This window comes from Pantoea sp., assembly GCF_028283705.1.
In the GTDB taxonomy this organism is placed as follows: Bacteria; Pseudomonadota; Gammaproteobacteria; order Enterobacterales; family Enterobacteriaceae; genus Pantoea.
This window is the reverse complement of record NZ_JAPWKD010000005.1, coordinates 146,227-169,481: the sequence shown is the minus strand read 5'-3', so window position 1 is coordinate 169,481 and position 23,255 is coordinate 146,227. Positions and strand designations below refer to the sequence as shown.

General features: G+C 57.2%; 16 protein-coding genes. 4 read left to right on the top strand and 12 right to left on the bottom strand.

Annotated features, from left to right (window positions below; translation table 11 throughout):
• Window positions 1–100 precede the first annotated feature (100 nt).
• The 3 genes from proP to PW844_RS04195 form a co-directional block, all read right to left on the bottom strand.
• A complete protein-coding gene (proP, locus tag PW844_RS04205) occupies window positions 101–1,606 on the bottom strand; it encodes a glycine betaine/L-proline transporter ProP (protein ID WP_084877594.1) in 1,506 nt (501 codons plus the stop codon).
• Window positions 1,607–1,864: 258 nt separating this feature from the next.
• Entirely contained in the window at window positions 1,865–2,824 is a 960-nt protein-coding gene (locus PW844_RS04200) for a D-2-hydroxyacid dehydrogenase family protein (protein ID WP_299448242.1), read from the bottom strand.
• On the bottom strand, window positions 2,799–4,403 hold the full coding sequence (locus PW844_RS04195) for an EAL domain-containing protein (protein ID WP_299449146.1): 1,605 nt from the start codon (window positions 4,401–4,403) through the stop codon (window positions 2,799–2,801). The genes PW844_RS04200 and PW844_RS04195 overlap by 26 nt, the downstream gene beginning before the upstream one ends.
• A gap of 296 nt (window positions 4,404–4,699) precedes the next feature.
• On the opposite strand from PW844_RS04195, the gene PW844_RS04190 reads away from it, so the two are divergent.
• The gene (locus PW844_RS04190; protein ID WP_299448240.1) at window positions 4,700–7,624 is read left to right on the top strand and encodes an SET domain-containing protein-lysine N-methyltransferase; all 2,925 of its coding nucleotides are present in this window, start codon (window positions 4,700–4,702) and stop codon (window positions 7,622–7,624) included.
• A gap of 81 nt (window positions 7,625–7,705) precedes the next feature.
• Here the strand turns inward: PW844_RS04190 and PW844_RS04185 are convergent, their stop codons facing one another.
• The 3 genes from PW844_RS04185 to PW844_RS04175 are packed head-to-tail and all read right to left on the bottom strand — an operon-like array spanning window position 7,706 to window position 11,024.
• Window positions 7,706–9,358, bottom strand: coding sequence for an iron ABC transporter permease (locus PW844_RS04185; protein WP_299448238.1), 1,653 nt, complete (start codon window positions 9,356–9,358; stop codon window positions 7,706–7,708).
• A gap of 3 nt (window positions 9,359–9,361) precedes the next feature.
• Window positions 9,362–10,333, bottom strand: a complete 972-nt coding sequence (locus tag PW844_RS04180; RefSeq protein ID WP_299448236.1) for an ABC transporter substrate-binding protein — start codon at window positions 10,331–10,333, stop codon at window positions 9,362–9,364.
• Window positions 10,311–11,024, bottom strand: coding sequence for an ABC transporter ATP-binding protein (locus tag PW844_RS04175; RefSeq protein ID WP_299448234.1), 714 nt, complete (start codon window positions 11,022–11,024; stop codon window positions 10,311–10,313). The genes PW844_RS04180 and PW844_RS04175 overlap by 23 nt, the downstream gene beginning before the upstream one ends.
• Before the next feature lie 234 nt (window positions 11,025–11,258).
• Between PW844_RS04175 and PW844_RS04170 the strand changes: the two genes are divergently transcribed.
• A complete protein-coding gene (locus PW844_RS04170; RefSeq protein WP_299448232.1) occupies window positions 11,259–12,479 on the top strand; it encodes an MFS transporter in 1,221 nt (406 codons plus the stop codon).
• A gap of 120 nt (window positions 12,480–12,599) precedes the next feature.
• On the opposite strand, the gene PW844_RS04165 is transcribed toward PW844_RS04170, so the two are convergent.
• The gene (locus PW844_RS04165; RefSeq protein WP_299448230.1) at window positions 12,600–13,415 is read right to left on the bottom strand and encodes a TIM barrel protein; all 816 of its coding nucleotides are present in this window, start codon (window positions 13,413–13,415) and stop codon (window positions 12,600–12,602) included.
• A 294-nt stretch (window positions 13,416–13,709) separates the two neighbouring features.
• On the opposite strand from PW844_RS04165, the gene PW844_RS04160 reads away from it, so the two are divergent.
• Together PW844_RS04160 and iolB are read left to right on the top strand one after the other, a co-directional pair.
• Window positions 13,710–15,215: a CoA-acylating methylmalonate-semialdehyde dehydrogenase gene (locus tag PW844_RS04160; RefSeq protein ID WP_084877569.1), complete on the top strand. Its 1,506-nt coding sequence runs from the start codon at window positions 13,710–13,712 to the stop codon at window positions 15,213–15,215.
• A gap of 11 nt (window positions 15,216–15,226) precedes the next feature.
• Window positions 15,227–16,042, top strand: a complete 816-nt coding sequence (gene iolB, locus PW844_RS04155) for a 5-deoxy-glucuronate isomerase (protein WP_299448227.1) — start codon at window positions 15,227–15,229, stop codon at window positions 16,040–16,042.
• Between the two features lie 81 nt (window positions 16,043–16,123).
• On the opposite strand, the gene PW844_RS04150 is transcribed toward iolB, so the two are convergent.
• Genes PW844_RS04150 through PW844_RS04130 form a run of 5 tightly spaced genes read right to left on the bottom strand, consistent with a single transcriptional unit; the run spans window position 16,124 to window position 23,131 of the window.
• Window positions 16,124–18,145 (bottom strand): CocE/NonD family hydrolase, encoded by a 2,022-nt coding sequence (locus PW844_RS04150; protein ID WP_299448225.1) that lies wholly within the window; start codon window positions 18,143–18,145, stop codon window positions 16,124–16,126.
• Window positions 18,142–19,764 (bottom strand): ABC transporter ATP-binding protein, encoded by a 1,623-nt coding sequence (locus PW844_RS04145; protein WP_299448223.1) that lies wholly within the window; start codon window positions 19,762–19,764, stop codon window positions 18,142–18,144. The genes PW844_RS04150 and PW844_RS04145 overlap by 4 nt, the downstream gene beginning before the upstream one ends.
• Entirely contained in the window at window positions 19,761–20,591 is an 831-nt protein-coding gene (locus PW844_RS04140; protein WP_299448221.1) for an ABC transporter permease, read from the bottom strand. Before PW844_RS04140 ends, PW844_RS04145 begins: the two co-directional genes overlap by 4 nt.
• A gap of 3 nt (window positions 20,592–20,594) precedes the next feature.
• Complete coding sequence (locus PW844_RS04135; protein ID WP_299448219.1) at window positions 20,595–21,542, bottom strand: ABC transporter permease; 948 nt, start codon at window positions 21,540–21,542, stop codon at window positions 20,595–20,597.
• Window positions 21,542–23,131: an ABC transporter substrate-binding protein gene (locus PW844_RS04130; RefSeq protein ID WP_299448218.1), complete on the bottom strand. Its 1,590-nt coding sequence runs from the start codon at window positions 23,129–23,131 to the stop codon at window positions 21,542–21,544. Before PW844_RS04130 ends, PW844_RS04135 begins: the two co-directional genes overlap by 1 nt.
• Between the last annotated feature and the right edge of the window lie 124 nt (window positions 23,132–23,255).

Below are 23,255 nucleotides of genomic sequence, written 5' to 3'. Positions count from 1 at the left end.
AAAAAAGTAGCGTCAGTCTACTCCTTTTTGCCGAGGTCGATGAAGGTTTGTGTGCTGCGGGGAAAATGAAAACTCCCACTGACGTGGGAGTTGAGGGGGATTATTCGTTGATATCCGGATGCTGCTGCACCAGGTTTTTGCGCTTCGCTTCCAGCTTCGCGATCTCGGCATCGATATCTTCGATTTTCTGCTCGATGTTGTCGTGATGCTCTTGCAGAATCTCGCGCGCTTCTGCGAGGTCAGAGGCTGCTGGGGTCGCGCCGCTCAGCGGTTTGTTGGCGGTCTCTTTCATATACAGACCGGTGATTAAGCCAATCACCGCAATCACCATCAGATAGTAAGCGGGCATATACAGATTGTTGGTGGCTTCCACCAGCCAGGCGGCAACGGTCGGCGTCAGACCGGCAACCAGCACCGAAATGTTGAAGGCACTGGCCAGCGCGCTATAGCGGATATGGGTCGGGAACATTGCGGGCAGCGACGAAGCCATCACGCCGGTGAAGGCATTCAGGATCACCGCCAGCAGCAGCAGACCGGCAAAAATCAGCCCAATCACGCCACTGTTAATCAGCATAAACGCCGGGATTGAGCAGATGAACAGCGCGATGCTGCCAATAATCACAAACGGGCGGCGGCCAAAACGGTCACTCAGCATCCCCATCACCGGTTGCACAAACAGCATCCCGATCATAATGGCGATGATAATCAGCACGCCATGGTCTTCCGAGTAGTGCAGATTATGTGACAGGTAGCTCGGCATATAGGTCAGCAGCATGTAATAGGTGACGTTGGTGGCAATCACCAGACCAATACAGGCCAGCAGGCTTTTCCAGTGTTTAGTGGCAATCTCTTTGAACGAGATTTTCGGGCCGTCACGCAGACCTTCGCGATCACCCTGTTCCAACTTATCCACATGTTGCTGGAATGCCGGGGTTTCTTCCAGCGCGTGGCGCAGATAAAGACCAATAATCCCTAACGGCAGGGCGACGAAGAACGGCAGACGCCAGCCCCATTCGAGGAAGCGGTCTTCTCCGATGATGGTGGAGATCAATACCACCAGACCGGCACCCAGCACAAAACCGGCGATGGAGCCGAAATCCAGCCAGCTGCCCATAAAGCCACGCTTACGGTCGGGTGAGTATTCAGCGACGAAGATGGACGCGCCGGTATATTCCCCACCCACGGAGAAGCCCTGCGCCATTTTGGCGATCAGCAGCAGCACCGGTGCCCAAATACCAATGGACTCGTAAGAGGGTATCAGGCCGATACAGAAGGTACTGATCGACATGATGACGATGGTGATGGAAAGAATTTTCTGGCGACCATATTTGTCACCGAGCATGCCGAAGAACAGACCGCCCAGTGGACGGATCAGGAAGGGCACGGAGAAGGTCGCCAGTGCGGCGATCATCTGGATACCGGGCGAAGCCCCCGGGAAAAACACTTTACCCAGCGCATAAGCCACAAAGCCATACACACCGAAATCGAACCATTCCATCGCGTTGCCCAGAGAAGCCGCGGTGATGGCCTTACGTAAACGGGCGTCGTCGATGATAGTGACATCATCCAGCCCGATCGGTTTTACACGTTTCCTACGAATTTTCATGAGGTTACCCTGTCCTGGAATCAGAAAGTCCTCAACGGCGCGGACCGATTCACAGTTTTCAGGCCGCGGCGTTGAGAAAATTAAAGCATAGCCGTAAAGATGAGATTTCTCTGGCCCGCTATAGCGATAATTACGTGAGTAATTATCGCCTCCCGCGACAGAGTATACCGTTTTTGCGTGATATTTGTCATGTTTACGCCAGTAACTGGCTATTTTGTGGCTAAAACTGTGGTACAGCGTGGTGCTAAAAAACGTCGTTCAGAGCAGTGAACGCAGCGGTGCGCCTGTTAGCCAACCGGCGATATCTTCCACGGCTTCGGTAAAATAAGTGTGGTAGTTACTGTCGGCGACATAGCCCAGATGCGGCGTCGCCAGCACGTTCGGCAGCTGGCGTAATGGGCTCCCGGCGGGCAGCGGTTCCTGCTCAAACACATCCAGACCGGCCCCGGCTAAATGCCCGGATTGCAATGCCGCAATCATCGCCGCCTGGTCGACAAGACCCGCTCGCGAGGTATTGATCAGCAATGCGCCGGGTTTCATTTGCGCCAGTGCGACTGCATCGAGCAGATGGTGGGTACGTTCGCTCAGTACCAGATGCAGGGATACCACATCACTCGCCTGTAATAAGGCATGCAGCGATGCCATCTTTTTTACGCCGCAGGCGGCTGCACGTTCATCAGTCAGATTCTGGCTCCAGGCACAAACATCCATGCCAAACGCCTGCGCAACCTGCGCCATCGCACCACCAATTTTCCCCAGACCCAGCAGCCCCAGCGTTTTGCCATGCAACCCGATGCCCAGCGTCTGTTGCCACGGACCATTGCTGCGCAGCGCCTGGTTTTCACTGACGAGATGGCGTGCCAGCCCGAGCAGCAGCCCCCATGTCAGCTCCAGTGGTGGCGCGCTGCTGCTGGCGGTGCCGCAAACCGCGATATAGCGTTCGCGACAGGCGTCGAGATCAATCGAGGCATTGCGCATACCGGAGGTAACGATCAATTTCAGGTTTGGCAGGCGGCCAATCAGTTCGGCACTGAGCGGGGTACGTTCACGCATCACCACCAGGATATCGGCATGCTGAATCTGGCTGACCAGCGCATCCTGGTTATCGATATGGGTGGTCAGCGCGCGGGTGCGGACCAGCGGTTCCAGCGTGGTCCAGTCGGCCAGTTTCAGGGCGACGTTCTGGTAATCATCAAGAATGATGCAGTTCAGGTTCATGGCGTTCCTCAGCGAGTAGCGGCCGCGCCCCTTGCTCGTTGAGCCACGCACGCAGCCGGTCATTATCCATTGGGTAGGCGTAATAATAGCCCTGAATAAATACCACACCACGTTGCTGCAGGTACTGGAATTGTAACCAAGTCTCCACCCCTTCACCCAGCACCTCAAGCTGTAACTTATGGCTGAGGTTGATGATGGCATCCAGTACCGGCGTTTCGCCATCCAGCCGCTCAATGGCGTTGATAAAGCCGCGATCAATTTTCAGATAATCAAGCGGGAAGGTTTGCAGATAGCTGAGCGAGCAATGGCCGGTGCCGAAGTCGTCAATCGCCACTTTCATTCCCTGTGATTGCAACAGGCGCAGCTTGCGCGCCACGTCTTCGCCGTCGTGAATCAGACTGCGTTCCGTCAGTTCCAGCGTAATCTGCACTTGTTTATCTTTCACGCGTCGGGCGAACAGCTGAATATCATTAACGAATTCGGGGTGTTGCAGATGTTCTGCCGCCACGTTCAGTCCGATATGGAAACCGGGTTGCACATTCCAGCTCTGGATATCTTCTGCCATCAGCTCCAGCAAATGGCGCGTCAGGGGGACGATCATGCCTTCTTCTTCCGCCGCGCTGATAAAGATATCCGGGCGAATGGTATCGCCATTCGGTAATTGCCAGCGCAGCAGCGCTTCGGCACCGGCACAGCGTTGCTGAGCCACGCTATACACTGGCTGATAATGGACGGAGAACAGGCGGTTGCGCATGGCCCGACGGATTTCATCGCGCCAGGAGATGCGGCGGCGCAACCAGTTGGCGGTAAGAACCATCAGCAGAATGGAGAAAATGGCTGCCATTGGCAGGAAGATAAACAGCGCCTGCCGCCAGGCCTTCAGCAGCTCGCTGGGAGGGACAATCACCTCTACGCTGATGGGATAGCGGCTGGACTGTGCCGACCAGGCTTCGCTTGTCAGGTAGGTTTCCGGTCGTTGTTCGCGTGGCCCGTAGGTTATGGCCGCACCCTCGTTAAACCGTATACTTATGCGATAGCCACGCGATTCGCCAATCGCCTGCATAAAATCCATCAGATATTGGCCATCAATCACCGCCCAAAACCCTTCACCATCGGGCAACTGACGGACAAAAACCACCGCCGGGCGATCCGGTACGCCGGAGGTGCCGCTGATGGAAATGCTCCACCAGGCTTTGCCGGTCACCGGTGGTTGCCGCATGATCATTTCGCTCAGGGTACCAGGATTCAGGCCATACGCAGAGGAGCAGGTGACATTCTCTCCTTCGAGCTTACCAATCGAACGAAAATAGGCGTTCAGGTTACCGGCACGTTGCAGCTTGTCTTCAATCGCCGAACAGGGTTGATAGTGGTACTGGCGCAACTGGGTGATCATATTCCAGGCACTGTCGCTCATTTTTTCGGCCTGGGCCAGCAGGGAGTTGGCCGTGCTGATTTGTTGCTGATACACGGTATGGCGCGCTTCAATCGCCGTGCACAGGATACCGAGCACCAGGGGCAGCAGCCCGGCACAAACGATCAACAGCCAGCCAAAATCGCGATGTTTTCTTTGCGGTGGCACCAGGCGTTCCTCGGTAGATTTCAGCAGCAGGAAGAGGATGTGCTGCGGCTTTCGCAGCATATCATTTTCCCAGGGCCGTGCATGTTAGCGTTTTGATTGGCAACGAAACTGACCGTGATCAATTATCGTCCCTGCTTTGCGATTATTGACAATGTTTTGCCGTTGCTGGCATTTCCTTGCATAAAAAGTGTGATCTGGCGAAATTGCCGACCTGGCGTGCATTTTTTGTACAGGGATGAAGGCATACTCAGGATAGTGGCAACGGTTTGCCGCTCATCGAACAGGGAGGAAACGCGATGGCACCTTTATCACCGGTCTCTCAGGCACAAATTCCATCCTCACCACCACAACCTGGCCCGTCCTTTGATATGGGCTGGCATAAAAGTATTACGCAAATCACTAACCCCGCGATCGAATCTCTCGTGCCGGACCAGGAAGGCGTAAAAAAGAAGAGCAGAGGGCGGGTAGGTTGTGGGCTGAGAGCGAGCCGTAGCGAGACGGAACTGAAGAAAGACGAAGAAAGGACTGCGCAACTATTGGGCACGCTCTCTGAGCTGGCACGTAAATGGCTTGAGCGCCAAAGCGTACCCGAGGGGGCGGCGAAGAACGCCGCAGTGGCGACCCTGTATAAAGATCGTTCCCGCCCGAAGTCAGTAACTCAGATAGTCCTTGCCTGGTACTACGGGATATCGCGCAGTTCCCTGCTACGCGCTTTAATCAGTATATCTCCGGCAAACATCACTTCAGCGCAGAAAAGCTTCCTGCATAAGCTCCTGCCCGCAGAAAATCATCCCGACGCGAAGACCGTGGCCCAGCTATTTGTCGACAACCAGCAGGCCATGGGCGAGATGAAAGTCACCCAGCGGGTGCTGTCTCGCTACTATGGAATAAAGTGGATAGCCATCGGCAGTGCCAGGCCGGGCATACTCACACATAAGCAGGAGACGACGTTAAATGAACTGTTCCCAGCCGTACAGAAACTGACGCTAAGTGAAGTTGCACAACGTTATTTTGACAATCAAAAACGCCTGGTCGGGCAGCAAATCTCTCAGCGCCAGCTGGCGGGACATTGCGGAATTAATAAGCGGACTCTGGAAAAAGCCATCGATAAGGTCAAACCCGTGGCACTCTTGCCATCACAGGAAAGCATGCTGCATTGCCTGCTTCCTCTGAAGAATAAGCCGGATGTGGATGCGGTAGCCCGGTTATTTATCGCTAATGAGCAGATTTTTTGGGAAAACAATATCAACCGGAGAATGCTGAGCAAACACTATAAAGTCAGCCGCGATAACCTGGTGCACAAAATCAACTGGATTAAATCAGTGCCGCTAACGGCGGGGCAAAAAAACACGCTGAAGATGTTATTGCCGTCCTGGGCTGATACGAAAACGGTAGCCCGGTTAACTCATCATAACAAAGCGTTGCTGGAGTCACAGGGAATCACCGTGATGCAGCTGGCAAAATATTGTCAGTTGCACCATAACTCGCTGAGCAGAACCATCAGTATTGAAAAGCCGAATGCGCTGCCAGATAGTGACAGGGAATGGCTCGATAGCTTGATAGCCACGAAAAAAAAGATCACCGCAGCAGCGGTAGCGCGGGTCTGGCTCGATTTTAAAAGTGCGCTTGAAACACGAAGTATTACCCAGCGGGTTCTGGCACAACATTTCAAGGTGAAGCTCTCCACCCTCATCTATAAAATTGGTTGTATGAAGGATGCTCCGCTGGTATCGGCGCAGGACATTTATCTTCATCGCTATCTGCCGTTGGCGGATGGCATCACGACCAGCCAGGTGGCCGAACTCTATGTCGACCAGAGACGCAGTCTGGATTGGCCGGGTATCACTACCTTTCAGTTAGCGGCTTACTACAAGGTCAACCTGAACAGCCTGCGCGCCGATATCAACCAATTCCAGTCGGCGGCGCTGACGGTAAGGCAAATCAACTTTCTCAATCAACGTCTTTCGCCAGAGGATGCCCCGGATTCGTCGCTGATAGCACGTCTGTATCTGGACCACAAAGATCGACAAGCCTGGCCGAAAATCAGCCAGTTACAGCTGGCGAGGCACTATAAAATCCAGCCTAACAGCCTGTACGCTGAAATAAAGTCACTCCAGCTGTTAGCGACGTCAGTTACGGTTATCAAACCGGAACCAATGGAGCAGGCGGAAATGGCCGAAACTGTCGTCCTTGAGGAGAGATCCTTCGCGCAGCGGGCGCAAAATTATGCTGGTCCGCTGTTGCGCGATCCGCTGACCGGGCTCAGTGCGACGCATGAAAAACTGGGCAACTGGCAGCAGGTGGAAGTGGTGGGTCTCAGCCGACTGCCTGAAGCCTGGCAACAGGCGGTACGGGATCAGGTAAAGCTGGCGGTGAAAACTGACGGGAAGAGCGATGCGGCCCTCCAGAAGCGTTATTTAGCCATCAACAGGCAGCCGGACGATCCGGCAGGCAATCAGATTGTGGCACGGGAAGATATCCCGGCCGGAACCTGTCTCGGCATCTATTCCGGGGATATTCTTGCTGGCGGGGATAGCCTTGACGCCGCGATTAAAAAACACGGCCCGCATGCCATCTTCACTTATCTGTTTGCCACCCGTCAGCCGAATGTCAGCATCAGCGGCTATCAACATCCCAACCTGCTGGCACTGATCAATACCGGCCACCTGCCGGGTTATCCGGTACGCGGTGAAAACAATGTGATGGTTTTCTATGCCAGAAAACCGCGCCACAAGGGGGTGGCGGTGGTGTATGTCACTCAGAGAAAAATCAGCAAAGGCGAGGAGTTGCTGATTGGTTACGGCCCTGATTATCAGATGGATATCATTAACTTTGCCCATTATCAGGCAGTGAAAAATGATCACATCCGGCAAATCGCCAGCGTCCGAAACCTTAATATTCTGGTGGTGGAACTGGATGACAGGGTGCGAGTCTGCACCCCGGCGGGATGGCAATCGGGCAGCCTGGGGGATGAGGTGCTGCCAGTGGATAATCTGGTGGCCATCCGCGCCCGCCAAAACAAAGGCGGGCTGCTGATGTATGACGCGTTGAACATTCCGCCGGGGAATAGCGGGCAGCCCGCCAGCTGGAGAATTGCAGGCCGCAGCCGGGATGGTGACGACAACCTGTTCGATGCGTTGGCAAGGGGGATGTCTGCTGCTGCGGACGTTACCGCGCTGAAACTGGCACTGTCCGGGTTGACCATCAAGCAAGAGCTGTAGCGGCGCGATTTATCGCGCGGTTTTCCCTGCACGATGCACGAAATTGCGCGATAAATCGTGCCGCTATTGATCCAGGTGGGTTTAAGTCGATTGCCGCCGCAGCAGACCCAGCGCTGCCAGCATCAGGCTGAGGCTGGCGAACAACGTTAGCGTCGCCATCGCCATGCCCTGGCCCACTGAACCCTGTTCGAACTGCCGCCAGATAAATATCGCCACGGTTTGTACCCCAGCGGGTGCCAGCAGCAGGGAGGTGACCAGTTCGCGCGAGGCGACGGCGAACACCATCATCATCGCCGCCAGCAGGCTCGGGGTGACCAGTGGCAGCACAATCAATCGCAGCGCCTGCAAACGCGAGGCACCGTGCACCCGCGCTGCCGGTTCCAGCGTCGGGCCGAGCTGACGCAGGGCGCTGCTGACATAGCGCACCGGCCACGGCAGCAGCAGGCAGCTGTAGGAAAGCAGCAAAATCGCCAGCGTGTTGTAGGGGGAGACCGGCCAGAAGCCGCGATTCCACAACAAAATCAGCCCGACGCCAATCACCACCCCCGGCATCGCCGCAGGCAGCAAGGCCAGCCCATCCATCAGCGCTAGCAAACGCGTTTTACCTTCGGCCACGCGGCAGGCAATCAAAAATCCGAGCAACCCGGTGAGCAATGCCGCGCCGAGCGCCAGCCCGATACTGGTGGTGAACGCCGCCAGTGCATCACCCTGCTGGCTGAACAGCGCGGTGAAATGTCGCAGCGTCAGGTTGCCGGGATGAATGCCGCCCGACAAGGTGTTCAGCAGGCCGCTCAGCGTCATCGCGCCGAGCGGTAGCGCCACTGCCAGCAGGGCGGTAAGCACGAACAGCAGCAATATCGGCAGTTGCCAGCGACCGGGGCTGGTGGCTTCCTGCGCCACTGGTTTACCGCTCACCGCCGTGACATCGCTGCTGCCGGTCAATTTGCGCTGGCAAAACCACGCCAGCAGCGCCACCAGGCTTAACATCAGCGAGAGCGAGGCCGCCCCCGGCAGATCGATCGGCCAGTCAGCCAGTTTTTGCTCAATGCCGACTGTCATCAGGGTTAGCCCGGCGCGAGCGCCAAGCGCCGCCGGTACGCCGTATTCCTCAATCGCCAGCGTGAACGCCAGCAGTACGCCACCGGCCAGGGCTGGTAAGGTCAGCGGCAGGGTTATCTGCGCAAAGGCGCGCCAGGCATGAGCGCCATGCACCCGCGCGACCCAGGCCAGACGCTGTCCGCTTGCCATCAGTGAGCGCGACACCGCGAAATAGACCACCGGGAAGATGTTGAGCGTCATCACCAGCATCATGCCGCTGCTGCTAAACAACAGGCTGTCAAAATTCAGGCCGGTGAGCTGCTCGACATAACCATTGCGTTGCAGCGCCAGCGTCCAGGCCAGCGCCACAATATAGGGTGGCGTCAGGAAGGGGATAAGAAACAACAAATCCCACAGCGCCGCCGCTGGCAGACGAAACAAGCCACGCAACGTGCCGAGCGGCAGGCCTAATACCAGGCTGCCGAGCGCCACGCCGAGACCAATTTTCAGCGTACCCAGCCACATCGGTACCAGCTGCGGATCTTCCAGTAACGCGGGCAGCGTACTGAAAGCTCCCTGCCATTGCCCCTCGCTCAGATGCGGAAACAACGCCTGTAGCACGATAAACAGCAGCGGCAGCGCCACCAGTACCAGCAGTGCCAGCAGGATCAGGCCGTTAAACAGGGCACGCGACATGGTTTATTGTCCAAACAGCGTGGCAAAGCGCTTCAGCACTGCCGCGCGTTCACTGCCGCCTTCCTGATTCACCGGCAACAGTTTGATCTCGGTGATTAACGGACGTTGCGCCTTGATATCGGTACGAGCGGGCATCAGCCAGGCTTTTGCCACCTGCTGCTGGCCTTCATCCGACAGTACATAATCGATAAAGGCTTTAGCATCGGCGGCATGCTGGCTGCTTTTCAGGATCATCATCGGACGCGGGGCCACCACGGTGCCGTTTTCCGGGAAAATCACTTTCACCGCTTCACCCTGGGCGATGTTGTTGTAAGTCACGTAATCCACCGCGCCAAACACCGCGGCTTTCGCCCCCTGCAACACCGGCGTTACCGCTTGCGCGTTCGGGCCGCTGATCACCATGCCATTGGCTTTCAACTGATCAAACAGCTGCCACGCCTTCTCGCCTTCACCATTCTGCAAACCAATCAGCAGGTCGAGAGAGGCACCCGACAGCGCCGGGTCGGGGGTGGTGATTTTGTCTTTGAACGCCGGACCAGTGAGGTCCTGCCAGGTTTTGGGTTCTGGCGTATGGCTGTTGGTGTTCCACACGATGCCGAGCGCGGAAATGCCCTGGGCGACGTAAGCATCGGTTTTAAATGCGGCCGGTACGTTCGCGGCGTTTGGGCTTTGATACGGCAGCAGCCAGCCACGTTGTTGCAGGTCTTCTGCTGTGTCCCATGACGCTGAGATCAGTACATCCGCCTGCGGGTTAGCCTGCTCCGCTTCCAGACGCGCCATCACTTTGCCGGTGGTGGCCTGGAAGATATTCACCTTAACCCCGGTCTGTTTTTCAAACCCGGTGGCGAGGCTTTTCGCCAGTGAGCCAGGACCGGCGGTGTACACCGTCAGTGCTTCGGCATCGTTCATCATCATGGCGGAAGTCAAAATCATCGCGCTGATGGCTCCTGTTTTAACAGATTTGAGAGATGGCATTGGTTTCCCCTGAGAGGTCAGTCACTGAAACAATCTGGCCCTGCGCCAGATGGATAATGCGGTCGGCCAGGGTGTTGGCTTCCTCGCGGTCATGCGTTACGTAAACGGCGGTGATACCAAAAGCGCGCAGCAGCTGCGCCATGGTCTGCGCGAGGGTTTCGCGCAGATCGCGGTCAAGGTTGGATAAGGGTTCGTCAAACAGCAGAATCGCCGGTTTCGCCACCAACGCGCGGGCTAACGCCACACGTTGTTGCTGACCGCCCGACAACATGGCGGGTTTACGATAGCCAAACCCTGTGAGTCCAACCTGCTCCAGTGCGGCTTCCGCCTGTTGCAGCGCCGCCGTTTTCTTTACGCCACGCATTCGCAGGGGAAAGGCCACGTTCTGCACCACGCTCATATGCGGCCAGAGCGCGTAATCCTGGAACACCATGCCGAGGTTACGTGCTTCCGGTGCAGCGCAGTGGCGTGCCGAGGCTACACACTGGTCACCGATCCAGATTTCACCCGCCGAGGGTTGCAGCAGGCCCGCCAGCAGTTTCAGCAGCGTGCTTTTGCCACAGCCGGAGGGACCGAGCAGCGCCAGCGTTTGTCCGGCGGGAATGGTCAGGGAGAGATCGTGCAGAATGGTCAGGTTACCCGCTGACCAACTGAGATTTTTCAGTTCGATAGGTTGCGCGATATGCGTCATCGGCCACCTCCCGCCAGCAGCTGGGAGTCGGCATACGCCACGCGCACCCGATGGTTTATCAGGAGCGTCATCAGATTGTTATCCTCTTTGGGATTTCACTGGCGGCGAGTCTACGGCGGGGATATGACGGAAAGATGACCAAATATCATCAGACACTATGATGCGCAGCAGGCGAAAAAGCGTATAGTTACAGCTCGATTATAAAAAATTCGTCAAACACGAGCGCACTCACTCATGCCTGACCTGCCTGCCACGGAACCTGCTTTAACGCCTTTCCGTCTGAATTTACTGATCCTCTCCATCGTGATGTTCAATTTTGCCAGCTATCTCACCATCGGCCTGCCGCTGGCGGTGCTGCCGGGTTTTGTCCATGACGGACTCGGCTACAGCGCCTTCTGGGCCGGGCTGGTGATTAGCCTGCAATATCTTGCCACCCTGTTAAGCCGCCCCCATGCCGGACGTTACGCCGATCAATGGGGACCGAAAAAAGTGGTGGTGCTCGGGCTGTGTGGCTGTTTCCTCAGTGGCTTGTGCATTCTGCTATCGGCGCTGACCGAAAGTTGGTCGGTGCTGAGCCTCGGGCTGCTGTGCCTGGGCCGTGTGATCCTCGGTGTCGGGCAAAGTTTCTCCGGTACCGGCACTTCGCTGTGGGGCGTGGCGCGCGTCGGCTCGCTGCATATTGGCCGGGTGATTTCCTGGAACGGCATCGTGACTTACGGTGCGATGGCGATTGGTGCTCCGCTCGGGGTGGTGATTTTCCGCGCCGGTGGGCTGTTGCTGTTGTCCGGCATCATCATCGCCATCTGCGTGCTGGCAATTGCGCTGGCGCTGCCACGTGCGCCGGTGAAAGGCAGCAAAGCCAAACCGCTGCCGTTTCGCGATGTGCTGGGGAAAATCTATGGCTTTGGCCTGATTCTGGCGATGGGGTCGGCTGGGTTTGGCGTGATCGCGACCTTTATCACTCTGTTTTATCAGGATAAAGGCTGGGATGGCGCTGCGTTCGCGCTGACGCTGTTCAGCGCCGCATTTGTCGGTACGCGTCTGCTGTTTCCCAACGCCATCAATCGTCTCGGTGGCTTACGGGTCGCCAGCATTTGCTTTGCGGTGGAAGCCGTGGGCCTGTTCCTCGTGGCGGGTTCGTTCGATCCCTGGATGGCAAAAGTCGGGGCATTTTTTACCGGCGCAGGTTTCTCGCTGGTGTTCCCGGCGATTGGCGTGGTGGCGGTAAAAGTGGTGCCGCAGCAGAACCAGGGTAGTGCGCTGGCAACCTATACGGCGTTTATGGATTTGTCGCTGGGGATCACCGGGCCGATTGCAGGCTTTATTATGAGCTACGCGGGCGTACCCTTGGTTTACTTCCTGACGGCGTTGTTGGTTTGTCTGGCGCTGGTGTGTACGCTGCGGATGAGCAGACGCCAGCCTGACAGTCCGCCGGTAGAGATTAAAGAGAATTAAAAAAGTGGCCTCCGACCGAGGCCAATCACTACAACGTTGTGTCAATGACACAGATAAGGGTCTGGCAGGCGGGAGCAGCGGACAGCAACCCCCGGTTAGAGATTTATCGCGCGGGTTTTATCAGGCTTGCAGCAATTCAATGCTGGCGTGGATTTCACGTTCGATATCTTTGGCGCTCCACTTCTCCAACGCAGAAGAGAACGGTTCAAAGGCGTAGATGCCTTTGTAACCCAGCATCTCCAGGCGTTTCACCTGGGCCACGCTGTTCAGCACATCGTTATTACTCAGCATGATGCGTTGTTCATCGGTGAGTTGATCCGTCGGGCGCGTATCCTCCACACCGGACAGATGCACCAGGCCAATCTGGTTAACATCAATCTCCTGCGGGAATTCCTGCTCCGCGTTTTCGTACAGATGATGATGGAACGTATCCAGCAGCAGTTTGAACGGCACCTGCGCATCACGAATGAGCTGCTGCGTCTTCACGGCGGAACGCAGGGAGCTGACCGGGAAGCCGAGCGGTTCCACCAGTCCCTGGATGCCATAATGGGCAAAGCGTGGAGCAAGGGTTTGCAACGCTGCCAGCGTCTGTTCCGGGGCAATGGCGATGCCCTCATTCAGCGGACACATCACCAGTGCTTTCGCGCCAATTTGCTGGGCTTCCTGCAACAGGGCTTCGGCTTTGGCCAGCAGCGTGTCATCAGGACGGTTGAACGGATAGAGCGCGTTTATGGTTTCGATTTCGATGTGGTATTTGTCGGTCAACGCGCGCAGTTGCGCCACACTCAGATCATCCGTCACCCTGCCGCCCGGCATATCGTTACGCAGTTCCACTTTGTTTAAACCCAGACGCTGCACCAGCTGGAAAAAGGCTTCCAGCGACAGCGTCGGGGCAATTTTACGGTTAATACAGAAACGGGTTGGATCGATGGCCATGTGACGGCTCCTGTAATGGGGTGCGGGTAAGATGGTGCTAAAGAGAACATTTATTTCATTGTTAGTGAATTATGAAATTTCAGATATTGGATCTTCCTCGCAAAAATTTCATCTTTCGTTTTGTTTAATGTTCTGGTGTGGCGTGATGTAGGGATGTCATGGGCAGGAAAATGCGATCCAGTCCGCTAAAGGTAAATTTTCCAAAAATAAGTATTTGAAAAATTTATTTCACTGTAATAGCTTCATACCATGCTTTTTCGTTCTCGCGGGTTTACACATTAAAGAGGCAACGACATGAACATCGTAGGAAACTTTATCGGCGGCCAGATTACCCACAGCGCCAGCAATGAAACCATACCGGTGTACGATCCGGCGACCGGCAAAGTGGTGCGTGAACTGACGCAGAGCACCTCAGATGAAGTCGCTAAAGCGATTGAAGTCGCTCATGCGGCATTCCCGGAATGGTCCAAAACCTCTCCGCTGCGTCGTGCCCGTGTGATGTTCAACTTTAAAGCGCTGATGGAACAGCACCGTGAGGAGCTGGCGGCGCTGATCGTTTCTGAGCACGGCAAAGTGTGGTCAGATGCGCTGGGTGAGCTGACGCGCGGCATTGAAGTGATCGAATTTGCCTGCGGTATTCCGCATCTGATTAAAGGTGAAAACTCGCCAAATGTGGGTGGCGGCGTGGACAGCTACTCACTGATGCAGCCGGTGGGTGTGGTAGCGGGTATCACCCCGTTTAACTTCCCGGCGATGGTGCCGCTGTGGATGTTCCCGATTGCACTGGCCTGCGGTAACACCTTTATTCTCAAGCCACCGGCGCTGGACCCATCCGCTTCGGTGCGTATGGCGGAGTTGCTGAAAGAAGCGGGCCTGCCGGATGGCGTATTCAACGTGGTTCACTCTTCCAACGAAGATGCCGAGCAACTGTATAAAGATCCGCGCGTGGCGGCGGTGAGCTTCGTCGGTTCTTCTGGCGTGGCGGAACATATCTACAAAACCGCCAGCGCCCACGGCAAACGTGTTCAGGCGTTTGGTGCCGCAAAAAACCACGCCATCGTGATGCCGGATGCCGATCTGGATGCCACGGTGAATGCCATCATGGGCGGTGCTTTTGGTTCTGCCGGTGAGCGTTGCATGGCACTGCCGGTAGTGGTGGCGGTGGGTGAGGGCACTGCCGACAAACTGATCGCCCGACTGACCCCGCTGATCAAAGCGCTGCGCGTCGGACCGGGTATCCAGAAAGGTGCGGAAGAGAATGAAATGGGGCCGGTGGTGTCTGCCGCGCACCAGAAAAAAGTGCTGGGCTACATCGACAAAGGTGAGCAGGAAGGCGCGAAACTGGTGGTCGATGGCCGAAACTATCAGGTGCCGGGCCATGCAGAAGGTTACTACGTGGGCGGCACGCTGTTCGACAACGTGACCTCAGAGATGACTATCTGGCGCGAAGAGATCTTCGGACCGGTACTGAGCATCATGCGTTCCCCGGATTTCAGCAGCGCGCTGCAACTGGTGAACAGCCATGAATTCGGCAACGGCAGCGCCATTTTCACCAGCAACGGCCACACCGCGCGTGAGTTTGTGCAGGATGTGGAAGCGGGCATGGTAGGCGTCAACGTACCGGTTCCGGTGCCGATGGCATTCCACAGCTTCGGTGGCTGGAAACGTTCGGTGTTTGGTGCGCTGAATGTCCACGGGCCGGATGGCGTGCGTTTCTACACCCGCATGAAAACTGCCACCGTGCGCTGGCCGAGCGGTCAGCAGACGGTCTCTGAGTTCAGCATGCCGACGCTGGGTTAAGGAGGATTGGGATGTCACTACTTGCGAAAGCGCAGCAGCCAGACAGCAATGGCCGTATTCAGCATGTCACGCCGGAAAGCGCCGGTTGGGGATACGTGGGCTTTGATGCGTATTTGCTGAAAAAAGGCCAAACTCTTCGGCTTCCCAGCGGTGATAAAGAGCTGTGTCTGGTACTGGTGGCGGGTTTTGCCTCGGTAAAAACCCGTCATGCTGAGTTCCCTAATCTGGGCAAGCGTTTGTCACCCTTCGAACGCATTCCGCCCTATTCGGTATATGTGCCGCATAACGATGAGGTGGAAGTCTATGCCGATAGCGATCTGGAGCTGGCGGTGTGTAACGCCCCCAGCCAGGGCAACCTGCCGGCGCGTCTGATTGCGCCGGAAGATGTCGGGGTCGAGCATCGTGGTAAGGGGCGCAACCAGCGTCTGGTGCATAATATTCTGCCGGACAACAAACCGGCCGATAGCCTGTTGGTGGTGGAAGTTTACACCGACGAAGGGGCGACCAGTTCTTATCCGAGCCACAAGCACGATCAGAAAGACAGCCCTGACGAAACCTATCTGGAAGAGACGTATTATCACCGTTTCGATCCGGAGCCCGGTTTCGCCATGCAGCGCGTCTACACCGACGACCGTTCACTGGACGAATGTCTGGCACCGTATAACCGCGATGTGGTCACTGTGCCGCGTGGCTACCATCCGGTGGCGACACTGGCGGGGTATGACAACTATTATCTCAACGTGATGGCGGGTCCGGTTCGTCTGTGGAAATTTACCTGGGAGAAAGATCACGCCTGGGTGAATAGCGATAAGTATCCGCGTTCCTGATTGTGCGATGAATCACGCCGCTACCATACCAGCACAGGGTCGTAGCGGCGCGATTTAGCGCGTGTTTTTGGATGTGCGGATTTAACGTTTAATGCGTCGATCCCACTGCTTCGTACATACCGCTTCGCCGTTGTGCTGCACCTTCATCTCACCGCTGATGATGAAATGCGTCAGATCGCTGCGCATTTCCAGTACGATATCGGTTTCCGTCCACCATCCTTCACGCCCAATCTTCATGCTTTGTGTCAGCAGATAATGAGCGGATAGCGGGTCCTGGTTATGCACGGTCAGCTGACGACGCAGGCTGTGATCGACGGTGGTATCGATATCGTCGAAACGATAGACCCCCTCGCCAAACACGCCGCCGATGCCGTGGGTCACACTTTCCCAGCTGTCATTCACCACGTCATAACGCAGCTCGCGCTCGACACGACCCGGTGACAGCAGCGTCAGCGGCGTATTGGCGGCGGTTGCTGGTTGCGGATTCGGCCCGGTAATCGGTGACACCTGGCGGCATACCGGCAGATCGAGCGTGGCACTCGCCAGATTCACCTTCAGGGTGGCGACTTCCGCCATCGGCCAAATCATCGGCCAGAAGGTGGTGGCCAGCGAAATGCGCAGACGATGCCCGGCGGCAAAACGCCAGGCGATACCGTCCAGCTGCACCTGTACATCCACCGTTTCACCCGGCAGAAGCGGCACGTTTTTATCCTGCCCCTGCAAATGGCTGAGGTTGACCCAGCCGTGGGTCACGCGGGTTGATGCACCGTCGGGAGCGACATCAGATAAACGCACGTACAGCATCGCCGCCGGTTTATCGCTGCTGAGTTTGACGCTGAACTGCGGGAAGCCGTAGATGCTCAGGCTTTCATTGAGCGGCGCGCTGTCGAAGCTCTCCGCCAGGCCATCGTCCATCCGCTGGTCGCTCGGGCTTTCACCCAGCACGCCCGCGCCCATCCACTCCCCGGCAAATAGCCCGTGGTTTTGCTGGGTACAGATGGCCTGCCAGTTATCCTGCTCCAGCGGAGTCGAGGCAAGGGTGCTGGGCTGTAAATGCCAGCGTTGCGCTTTGGTCACTTCGTCGGTATCACCGTTGATGGCGATCCACTCACCAAACGCCTGCGGACGTTGCGAACCCGGGCGCTGGCTGTCGTTCAGCCATGCCTGCACGCGTGGACCGGCCAGCGCGTCGTTGTCCACCTGCTTCAGCCAGCGATCCCACCAGGTGACAGCTTCCTGGAGAAAACCAATCGCCGGTTCCGGTGTGCCATCCTGCGGGTAGATATGCGCCCACGGGCCGATGATTGCTTTACGCGGCACTTCAAGGTTGTCCATCAAACGGAACACCGCGTTGCTGTAGGAGTCGGCCCAGCCGCCGACCGCCATCACCGGGCACTGAATCGCCGACCAGTCTTCCCCGACCGAACCGTGCTGCCAGTAGGCATCTTTCAGCGGATGATCCATCCACAGCGCCGGGAAAAACGGCATGTTTTCCAGACGATTGAGCCAGTCCTGATACCAGCTATCGCCCACCAGCTGCGGGTCCTGCGGGCGGCTTTGATAGGCCAGCATAATGCCGCCCCACCACAGGTTGTCATTCAGCAGGCAGCCGCCTTTGTAGTGGATATCGTCGTTATAACGATCGTCGGTGGAGCATACGGTGATGATCGCTTTCAATGCTGATGGGCGGCGGGCAGCCAGTTGCAGGCAGTTAAACCCACCCCAGGATTTACCCATCATGCCGACTGCGCCGCTGCACCAGACCTGCTGGCTGATCCAGTCGATCACTTCCAGCGCATCTTCCTGCTCCTGCAACAGATATTCGTCGGCCAGCAGGCCATCCGATTCACCGCTGCCGCGCATATCCACGCGCAGCACGGCGTAGCCCTGTCCGGCAAAGTAGCCGTGCATCGGCTCATCGCGGGTACGCGTCCCATCGCGCTTGCGATAGGGAATGTATTCGAGAATGGCGGGCACCGGCTGCTGGCTGGCGGAGAGCGGCAGCCACATGCGTGCGGCGAGGCGGGTACCGTCTTTCAGGGTAATCCACAGATGTTCCGTCACGCTGACGCTGTGGGGAAATTGCGTTACGAAGGTTTTCATGAGGCTCCTGCCATTGCGTTGTTCTGACGCTGACCCAGCACTTCATCCAGCCATGAGGTGCGCATTTCCGGCACTGAGGTCAGTAGTTTTTCGGTGTAGCTGTGCATCGGGGCGCTGAATACCTGCTCGGTCGGCCCCTGTGCCACCACATTGCCCTGATACATCACCGCCACCTGCTGCGCGATGCGCTTCACGGTGCTGAGATCGTGAGTGATAAACAGATACGACAGGCCCAGTTGCTCCTGCAAACGACGCAGCAGATTCAGCACCTCTTCCGCGACCAGCGGATCGAGAGCCGAGGTGGCTTCATCGCAAATAATCAACTCAGGCTGCGCCGCCAGCGCCCGCGCAATGCAGACGCGCTGCTTCTGCCCGCCGGAGAGCGCAGCGGGATAACGATCAATCAGGGTGAGCGGCAGCTCGGTCAGCCGCAGCAGTTCTTCCACCCGCGCACGGACCTGGCGTTTATCCAGCCCAAAGTAGAAGGCGATCGGACGCCCAATCGCTTCCAGAATGGTCTGGCGCGGATTGAGGGCCACATCCGGCAGTTGGTAGATCATCTGGATACGACGCAGCGTTTCTTTGTCGCGTTGCTGATAGCGGTTCGCCAGTACCTTGCCGGCAAAGCTGACGTTCCCGGCGGTATCGCCCAGCAATCCACACAACGCACGCGCGAGGGTGCTTTTGCCACTGCCCGACTCGCCAATAATCGCCAGCGTTTCGCCTTTGGCGAGGCTCATCGAGACGCCATGCACCACGGTTTTACCGTTGTAGCCGGTGGAGAGGTTTTGCAGCGTCAGCAACTGGCCCTGCGCCACGTTTTCCGCGTGGACCGGCGTCAGCGCATGGGCGCGTTCTGATACCAGCCGCTGGGTATAGCTTTCCAGCGGATTTTGCAGAATGTCGGCGGTGCTGCCGCTTTCCACTTCACAGCCCTGGCGCAGCACCATGATGCGGTCAGCAATCTGCGCCACCACGGCCAAATCGTGGGTGATGTACAACGCGGCGGTATTGAATTCGCGTACCAGCTTGCGCAGCATCACCAGCACCTCAATCTGGGTGGTGACATCCAGTGCCGTGGTCGGTTCGTCCATCACCAGCAAATCGGGTTTGCAGGACATCGCCATCGCTGCCATTGCGCGTTGCAACTGGCCGCCGGACAGCTGATGCGGATAGCGCTGGCCGATGGTGTCTGGCTCCGGCAGATCCAGCGCGCGGAACAGGGTGACTGCCCACGCCTGCGCTTCAGTAGCGTTCATCAGGCCATGACGAATCGGCCCTTCACATACCTGCTTGCCAATGGTCAGTGCCGGGTTAAACGCGGCGGCGGCGCTTTGCGCCACATAGGCCACGCGGCGACCACGAATTTCGCGTTTCTCTTTGCTGGAGAGCGGCACAATATCGCGCCCGGCGATACGCACTTCGCCACCGGCAATGCGGCAGCCCGCACGGGCATAGCCCAGTGCGGCAAGGCCGATGGTGGATTTACCGGCACCAGATTCGCCAATCAGCCCCAGCACTTCACCGGGTTTCAGGCTGAGTGAAATGTTCTGGACCAGCGGAATGCCCTGGTCGGTTTCAATGCGCAGATCGCGCATTTCCAGAATGGGTTGTGTCATCCCTCTTCCCCCAGCGAAAGGTTGTTGCGTATCAGCAGCCAGTCAACCACCAGATTGACGCCGATGGTCAGCAGGGCGATAGCGGCAGCCGGGTAGAGTGGTGCCAGCTGGCCGAAGTTGATCGCCTGGGCGTTGTCGCGCACCATGCTGCCCCAGTCGGCCCACGGTGGCTGAATGCCCAGCCCGAGGAAGCTCAAACCGGCGATAAACAGGAACGTGAAGCAGAAGCGCATGCCAAACTCCGCCAGCAGCGGTGGGATGGCGTTGGGCAGAATCTCTTTACGCACGATCCAGCCCAGCCCTTCGCCGCGTAGACGCGCCGCTTCGACATACTCCTGGCAGACAATCCCCTGCGCCACCAGACGTGCCAGACGATAGACGCGGGTGGCATCGAGCAAAGCAATGGTGCCAACCAGTACCGGAATTGAGGTGCCGAGCACCGACAACACGATCAGCGCCAGAATCAGAACCGGAATCGACATCAGCGTATCGACGATGCGCGTCAGCACCACATCCACCCAGCGGCCATAAATGGCGGCGGTGAAGCCGGTGAGAATGCCGATGACAAACGAAATGGCGGTGATTGCCAGTGCGATGGCGATGGTGGTACGCGCGCCAAACAGAATGCGCGACAACATGTCGCGGCCCAGGCTGTCAGTGCCAAGCGGCATGGCGCTGGAGGGCAGCATCCAGATATCGCCCACCTGCGCGGTTTCGCTGTGCGGTGCCAGCCAGGGCGCGAACAGCGCGGCAATCAGGTTCACGGCGATGATCGCCAGGCCAAGCATGGCGGAAATCGGCACCGTGCGGATTTTCAGTTTTTTCATCACTTACCTCGCATGGCGCAGACGTGGGTTACACCAGATCGCCAGCAAATCGGCGGCGGTGTTGAGCAGGATGTAGGTGCCGCCAAACAACAACCCGCAGGCCTGCACCACCGGCAGATCGCGCTTGGTCACGGCGTCCACCATCAATTGCCCAATGCCAGGATAGACAAACACCACTTCCACCAGAATCACCCCGACCACCAGATAGGCCAGGTTAAAGGCGATAACGTTGATGATCGGTGCCAGTGCGTTAGGCAGCGCGTGGCCGAGCACGATGCGCCAGCGTGACATGCCTTTTAGCAGGGCGGTTTCGATATAGCTGCTCGACATTACCGCGCCGACGGAGGCGCGCGTCATACGCAGCATATGCGCCAGCACCACCAGCACCAGCGTCAGCATCGGCAGGGTGCAGGCATACAGTCGCGAGAGCACACCGGCATCAGGATCGACCAGCGCCAGGCTGGGGAACCACGCCAGACGAATGGCGAAGAAAATCACCAGCACGTAACCCACGAAGAATTCCGGCACCGAAATACTCAGCAGCGTCAGCGAGTTGGCTAAGCGATCGAACCACGAACCACGCCATACCGCCGAGGCGATGCCGAGCAGCACCGCCAGCGGGATAGCAATGATGGCGGCATAACCGGCGAGGAACAGCGTATTCGCCAGGCGCGGCAGCAGCTCCGCGCTGATCGGCTGGTTGTTAGCCAGCGAGTTACCGAGATCGCCGTGCAGCACGCCACCCAGCCAGTGCAGGTAGCGCCAGATGGCCGGTTGGTCCAGGCCGAGCTGCGTGCGCAGCGCGGCGATGGTTTCCGGCGTACCGTTCTGCCCGAGAATCGCGCTGGCGACATCACCGGGCAGCAGTTCGGTGCCGACAAATATCAGCAGCGAAACCAGCCATAGCGTGAGCAGGCCCAGCAGCAGGCGATGTAAAATCTGCTTTTTCATTACGACTCCAGCCAAACGCGTTCTGCCAGGCGACCACCCATAAAGTTGAACATCGGATGCGGTTTCACGCCGCCCACTTTTTTGCTAGCCGCATCGAGGTAGTCACCAAACAGCGGGATCATCGCACCACCGTCATCGCTGGCGATTTGCTGCAATTCGCCATAGATTTCGGCGCGTTTTTGCTCATCCAGCAGCGAACGGGCCTGAATCAGCAGGCTGTCGAATTTCTCGTTCTTCCAGTGGGTATCGTTCCATTTGGCGGTGGATTGCCACGCGGTGGAGAACATCTGGTCTGCGGTCGGGCGTCCACCCCAGTAGCCCATGCTGAATGGCGCTTTCATCCACACGTCGTCCCAGTAGCTGTCGGAAGGCTGACGTTTGATGCTGACCTGAATCCCGGCCTGAGCGGCCTGGCCCTGGAATAGCGCTGCGGCATCGAGCGCACCGGCAAAGGCCGCATCGGAGGAGGAGAGTTCCACCGGCAGGCTGCTGAGTCCGGCCTTCTTCAGATAAAATTTGGCTTTATCAGCATCGTAAGCACGCTGCGGCAGCGCTTTGTTGAAGAAGCGATCGGTTTTCGGGATCGGATGGTCATTGCCGAGGGTGCCGTAACCACGCAGCACCGTTGCCAGCAGTTTTTCACGATCGATACCGTATTTGATCGCCATGCGCACATCGTTGTTATTGAACGGGGCAACACGACAATCCATCAGGAAGGTGAAGTGCTGGCCGCCAGACGAACGCACGATGTTCAGTGCCGGGCTGCGTTTCAGGAAATCAACGGTTTTGAAGTCCACGCGGTTGATGGCATGCACCTGGCCGGAAATCAGCGCGTTGGTACGTGCGGTGGCGTCGTTAATCACCAGCACTTCGACGGCGTCAACGAAGGCGCGATCCGGTTTCCAGTAGTTCGGGTTGCGTTTGAAGTAGGAACGCACGCCAGGCTGATACTGGTCGAATACAAAGCCGCCGGTGCCAATCGGGTGTTTCCAGTCGGTAAAGCCGTCCGGCACTACCACCAGATGATAATCCGCCAGCAGGTAAGGCAGGTCAGCGTTGCCGCTGTCGAGTTTTAGCGTGATTTCGTTATCGCCGCTTTTCTTCAGCTCGGTGATGCTTGCCAGCTGAGTTTTGATGGCGCTGCGTGACTGGTCGCCACGGTGCAGGTTGATGGAGTAGAGAATATCTTCCACCGTCATGGCCTTACCGTTATGGAAGGTGACGCCCTGACGTACTTTGAAGGTCCACTCCTGTGCGCCCGGCAGTGCGCTCCAGCTTTCCAGCAGTTCCGGGGTGGCTTTGTTGTTCTCATCGATTTCAATCAGGCCGTTCATCAGCATGTAAGCCTGGTTGAGCGGCACCCAGTCGCTATACAGCGTCGGGTCGAGCGAATCACTGGTGTTACCACCGGACATGCCAAGCTTCAGCACGCCGCCTTTTTTGGGCGTTGCTTCGGCGGCGAAACCGGAGAACGGGGAGAGCGATAATGCCGTGCCTGCACCAATCAGCGCGGCAGTATTGATAAATGAACGGCGGCTCAAATTTGCGCCCTGAAGATATTTGTTAAAGTTTTCCTGCTCGTCTTTCATTTATTTTTCTCCGTTGTTATTCACCCTGTTTTACTTATCTCATCCTGGGCCTTAGCGCAGTTATTTCTGATTTATATCAAAACCAATAAAACCTGATGTATGAGATTTTCGTATCAGACTATGC

Bases quoted from the DNA above. Each gene is read 5' to 3' on its own strand.
- proP (WP_084877594.1), bottom strand. From the start codon at position 1,606: ATGAAAATTCGTAGGAAACGTGTAAAACCGATCGGGCTGGATGATGTC.
- PW844_RS04200 (WP_299448242.1), bottom strand. From the start codon at position 2,824: ATGAACCTGAACTGCATCATTCTTGATGATTACCAGAACGTCGCCCTG.
- PW844_RS04190 (WP_299448240.1), top strand. From the start codon at position 4,700: ATGGCACCTTTATCACCGGTCTCTCAGGCACAAATTCCATCCTCACCA.
- PW844_RS04185 (WP_299448238.1), bottom strand. From the start codon at position 9,358: ATGTCGCGTGCCCTGTTTAACGGCCTGATCCTGCTGGCACTGCTGGTA.
- PW844_RS04180 (WP_299448236.1), bottom strand. From the start codon at position 10,333: ATGCCATCTCTCAAATCTGTTAAAACAGGAGCCATCAGCGCGATGATT.
- PW844_RS04175 (WP_299448234.1), bottom strand. From the start codon at position 11,024: ATGACGCATATCGCGCAACCTATCGAACTGAAAAATCTCAGTTGGTCA.
- PW844_RS04170 (WP_299448232.1), top strand. From the start codon at position 11,259: ATGCCTGACCTGCCTGCCACGGAACCTGCTTTAACGCCTTTCCGTCTG.
- PW844_RS04165 (WP_299448230.1), bottom strand. From the start codon at position 13,415: ATGGCCATCGATCCAACCCGTTTCTGTATTAACCGTAAAATTGCCCCG.
- PW844_RS04160 (WP_084877569.1), top strand. From the start codon at position 13,710: ATGAACATCGTAGGAAACTTTATCGGCGGCCAGATTACCCACAGCGCC.
- iolB (WP_299448227.1), top strand. From the start codon at position 15,227: ATGTCACTACTTGCGAAAGCGCAGCAGCCAGACAGCAATGGCCGTATT.
- PW844_RS04150 (WP_299448225.1), bottom strand. From the start codon at position 18,145: ATGAAAACCTTCGTAACGCAATTTCCCCACAGCGTCAGCGTGACGGAA.
- PW844_RS04145 (WP_299448223.1), bottom strand. From the start codon at position 19,764: ATGACACAACCCATTCTGGAAATGCGCGATCTGCGCATTGAAACCGAC.
- PW844_RS04140 (WP_299448221.1), bottom strand. From the start codon at position 20,591: ATGAAAAAACTGAAAATCCGCACGGTGCCGATTTCCGCCATGCTTGGC.
- PW844_RS04135 (WP_299448219.1), bottom strand. From the start codon at position 21,542: ATGAAAAAGCAGATTTTACATCGCCTGCTGCTGGGCCTGCTCACGCTA.
- PW844_RS04130 (WP_299448218.1), bottom strand. From the start codon at position 23,131: ATGAAAGACGAGCAGGAAAACTTTAACAAATATCTTCAGGGCGCAAAT.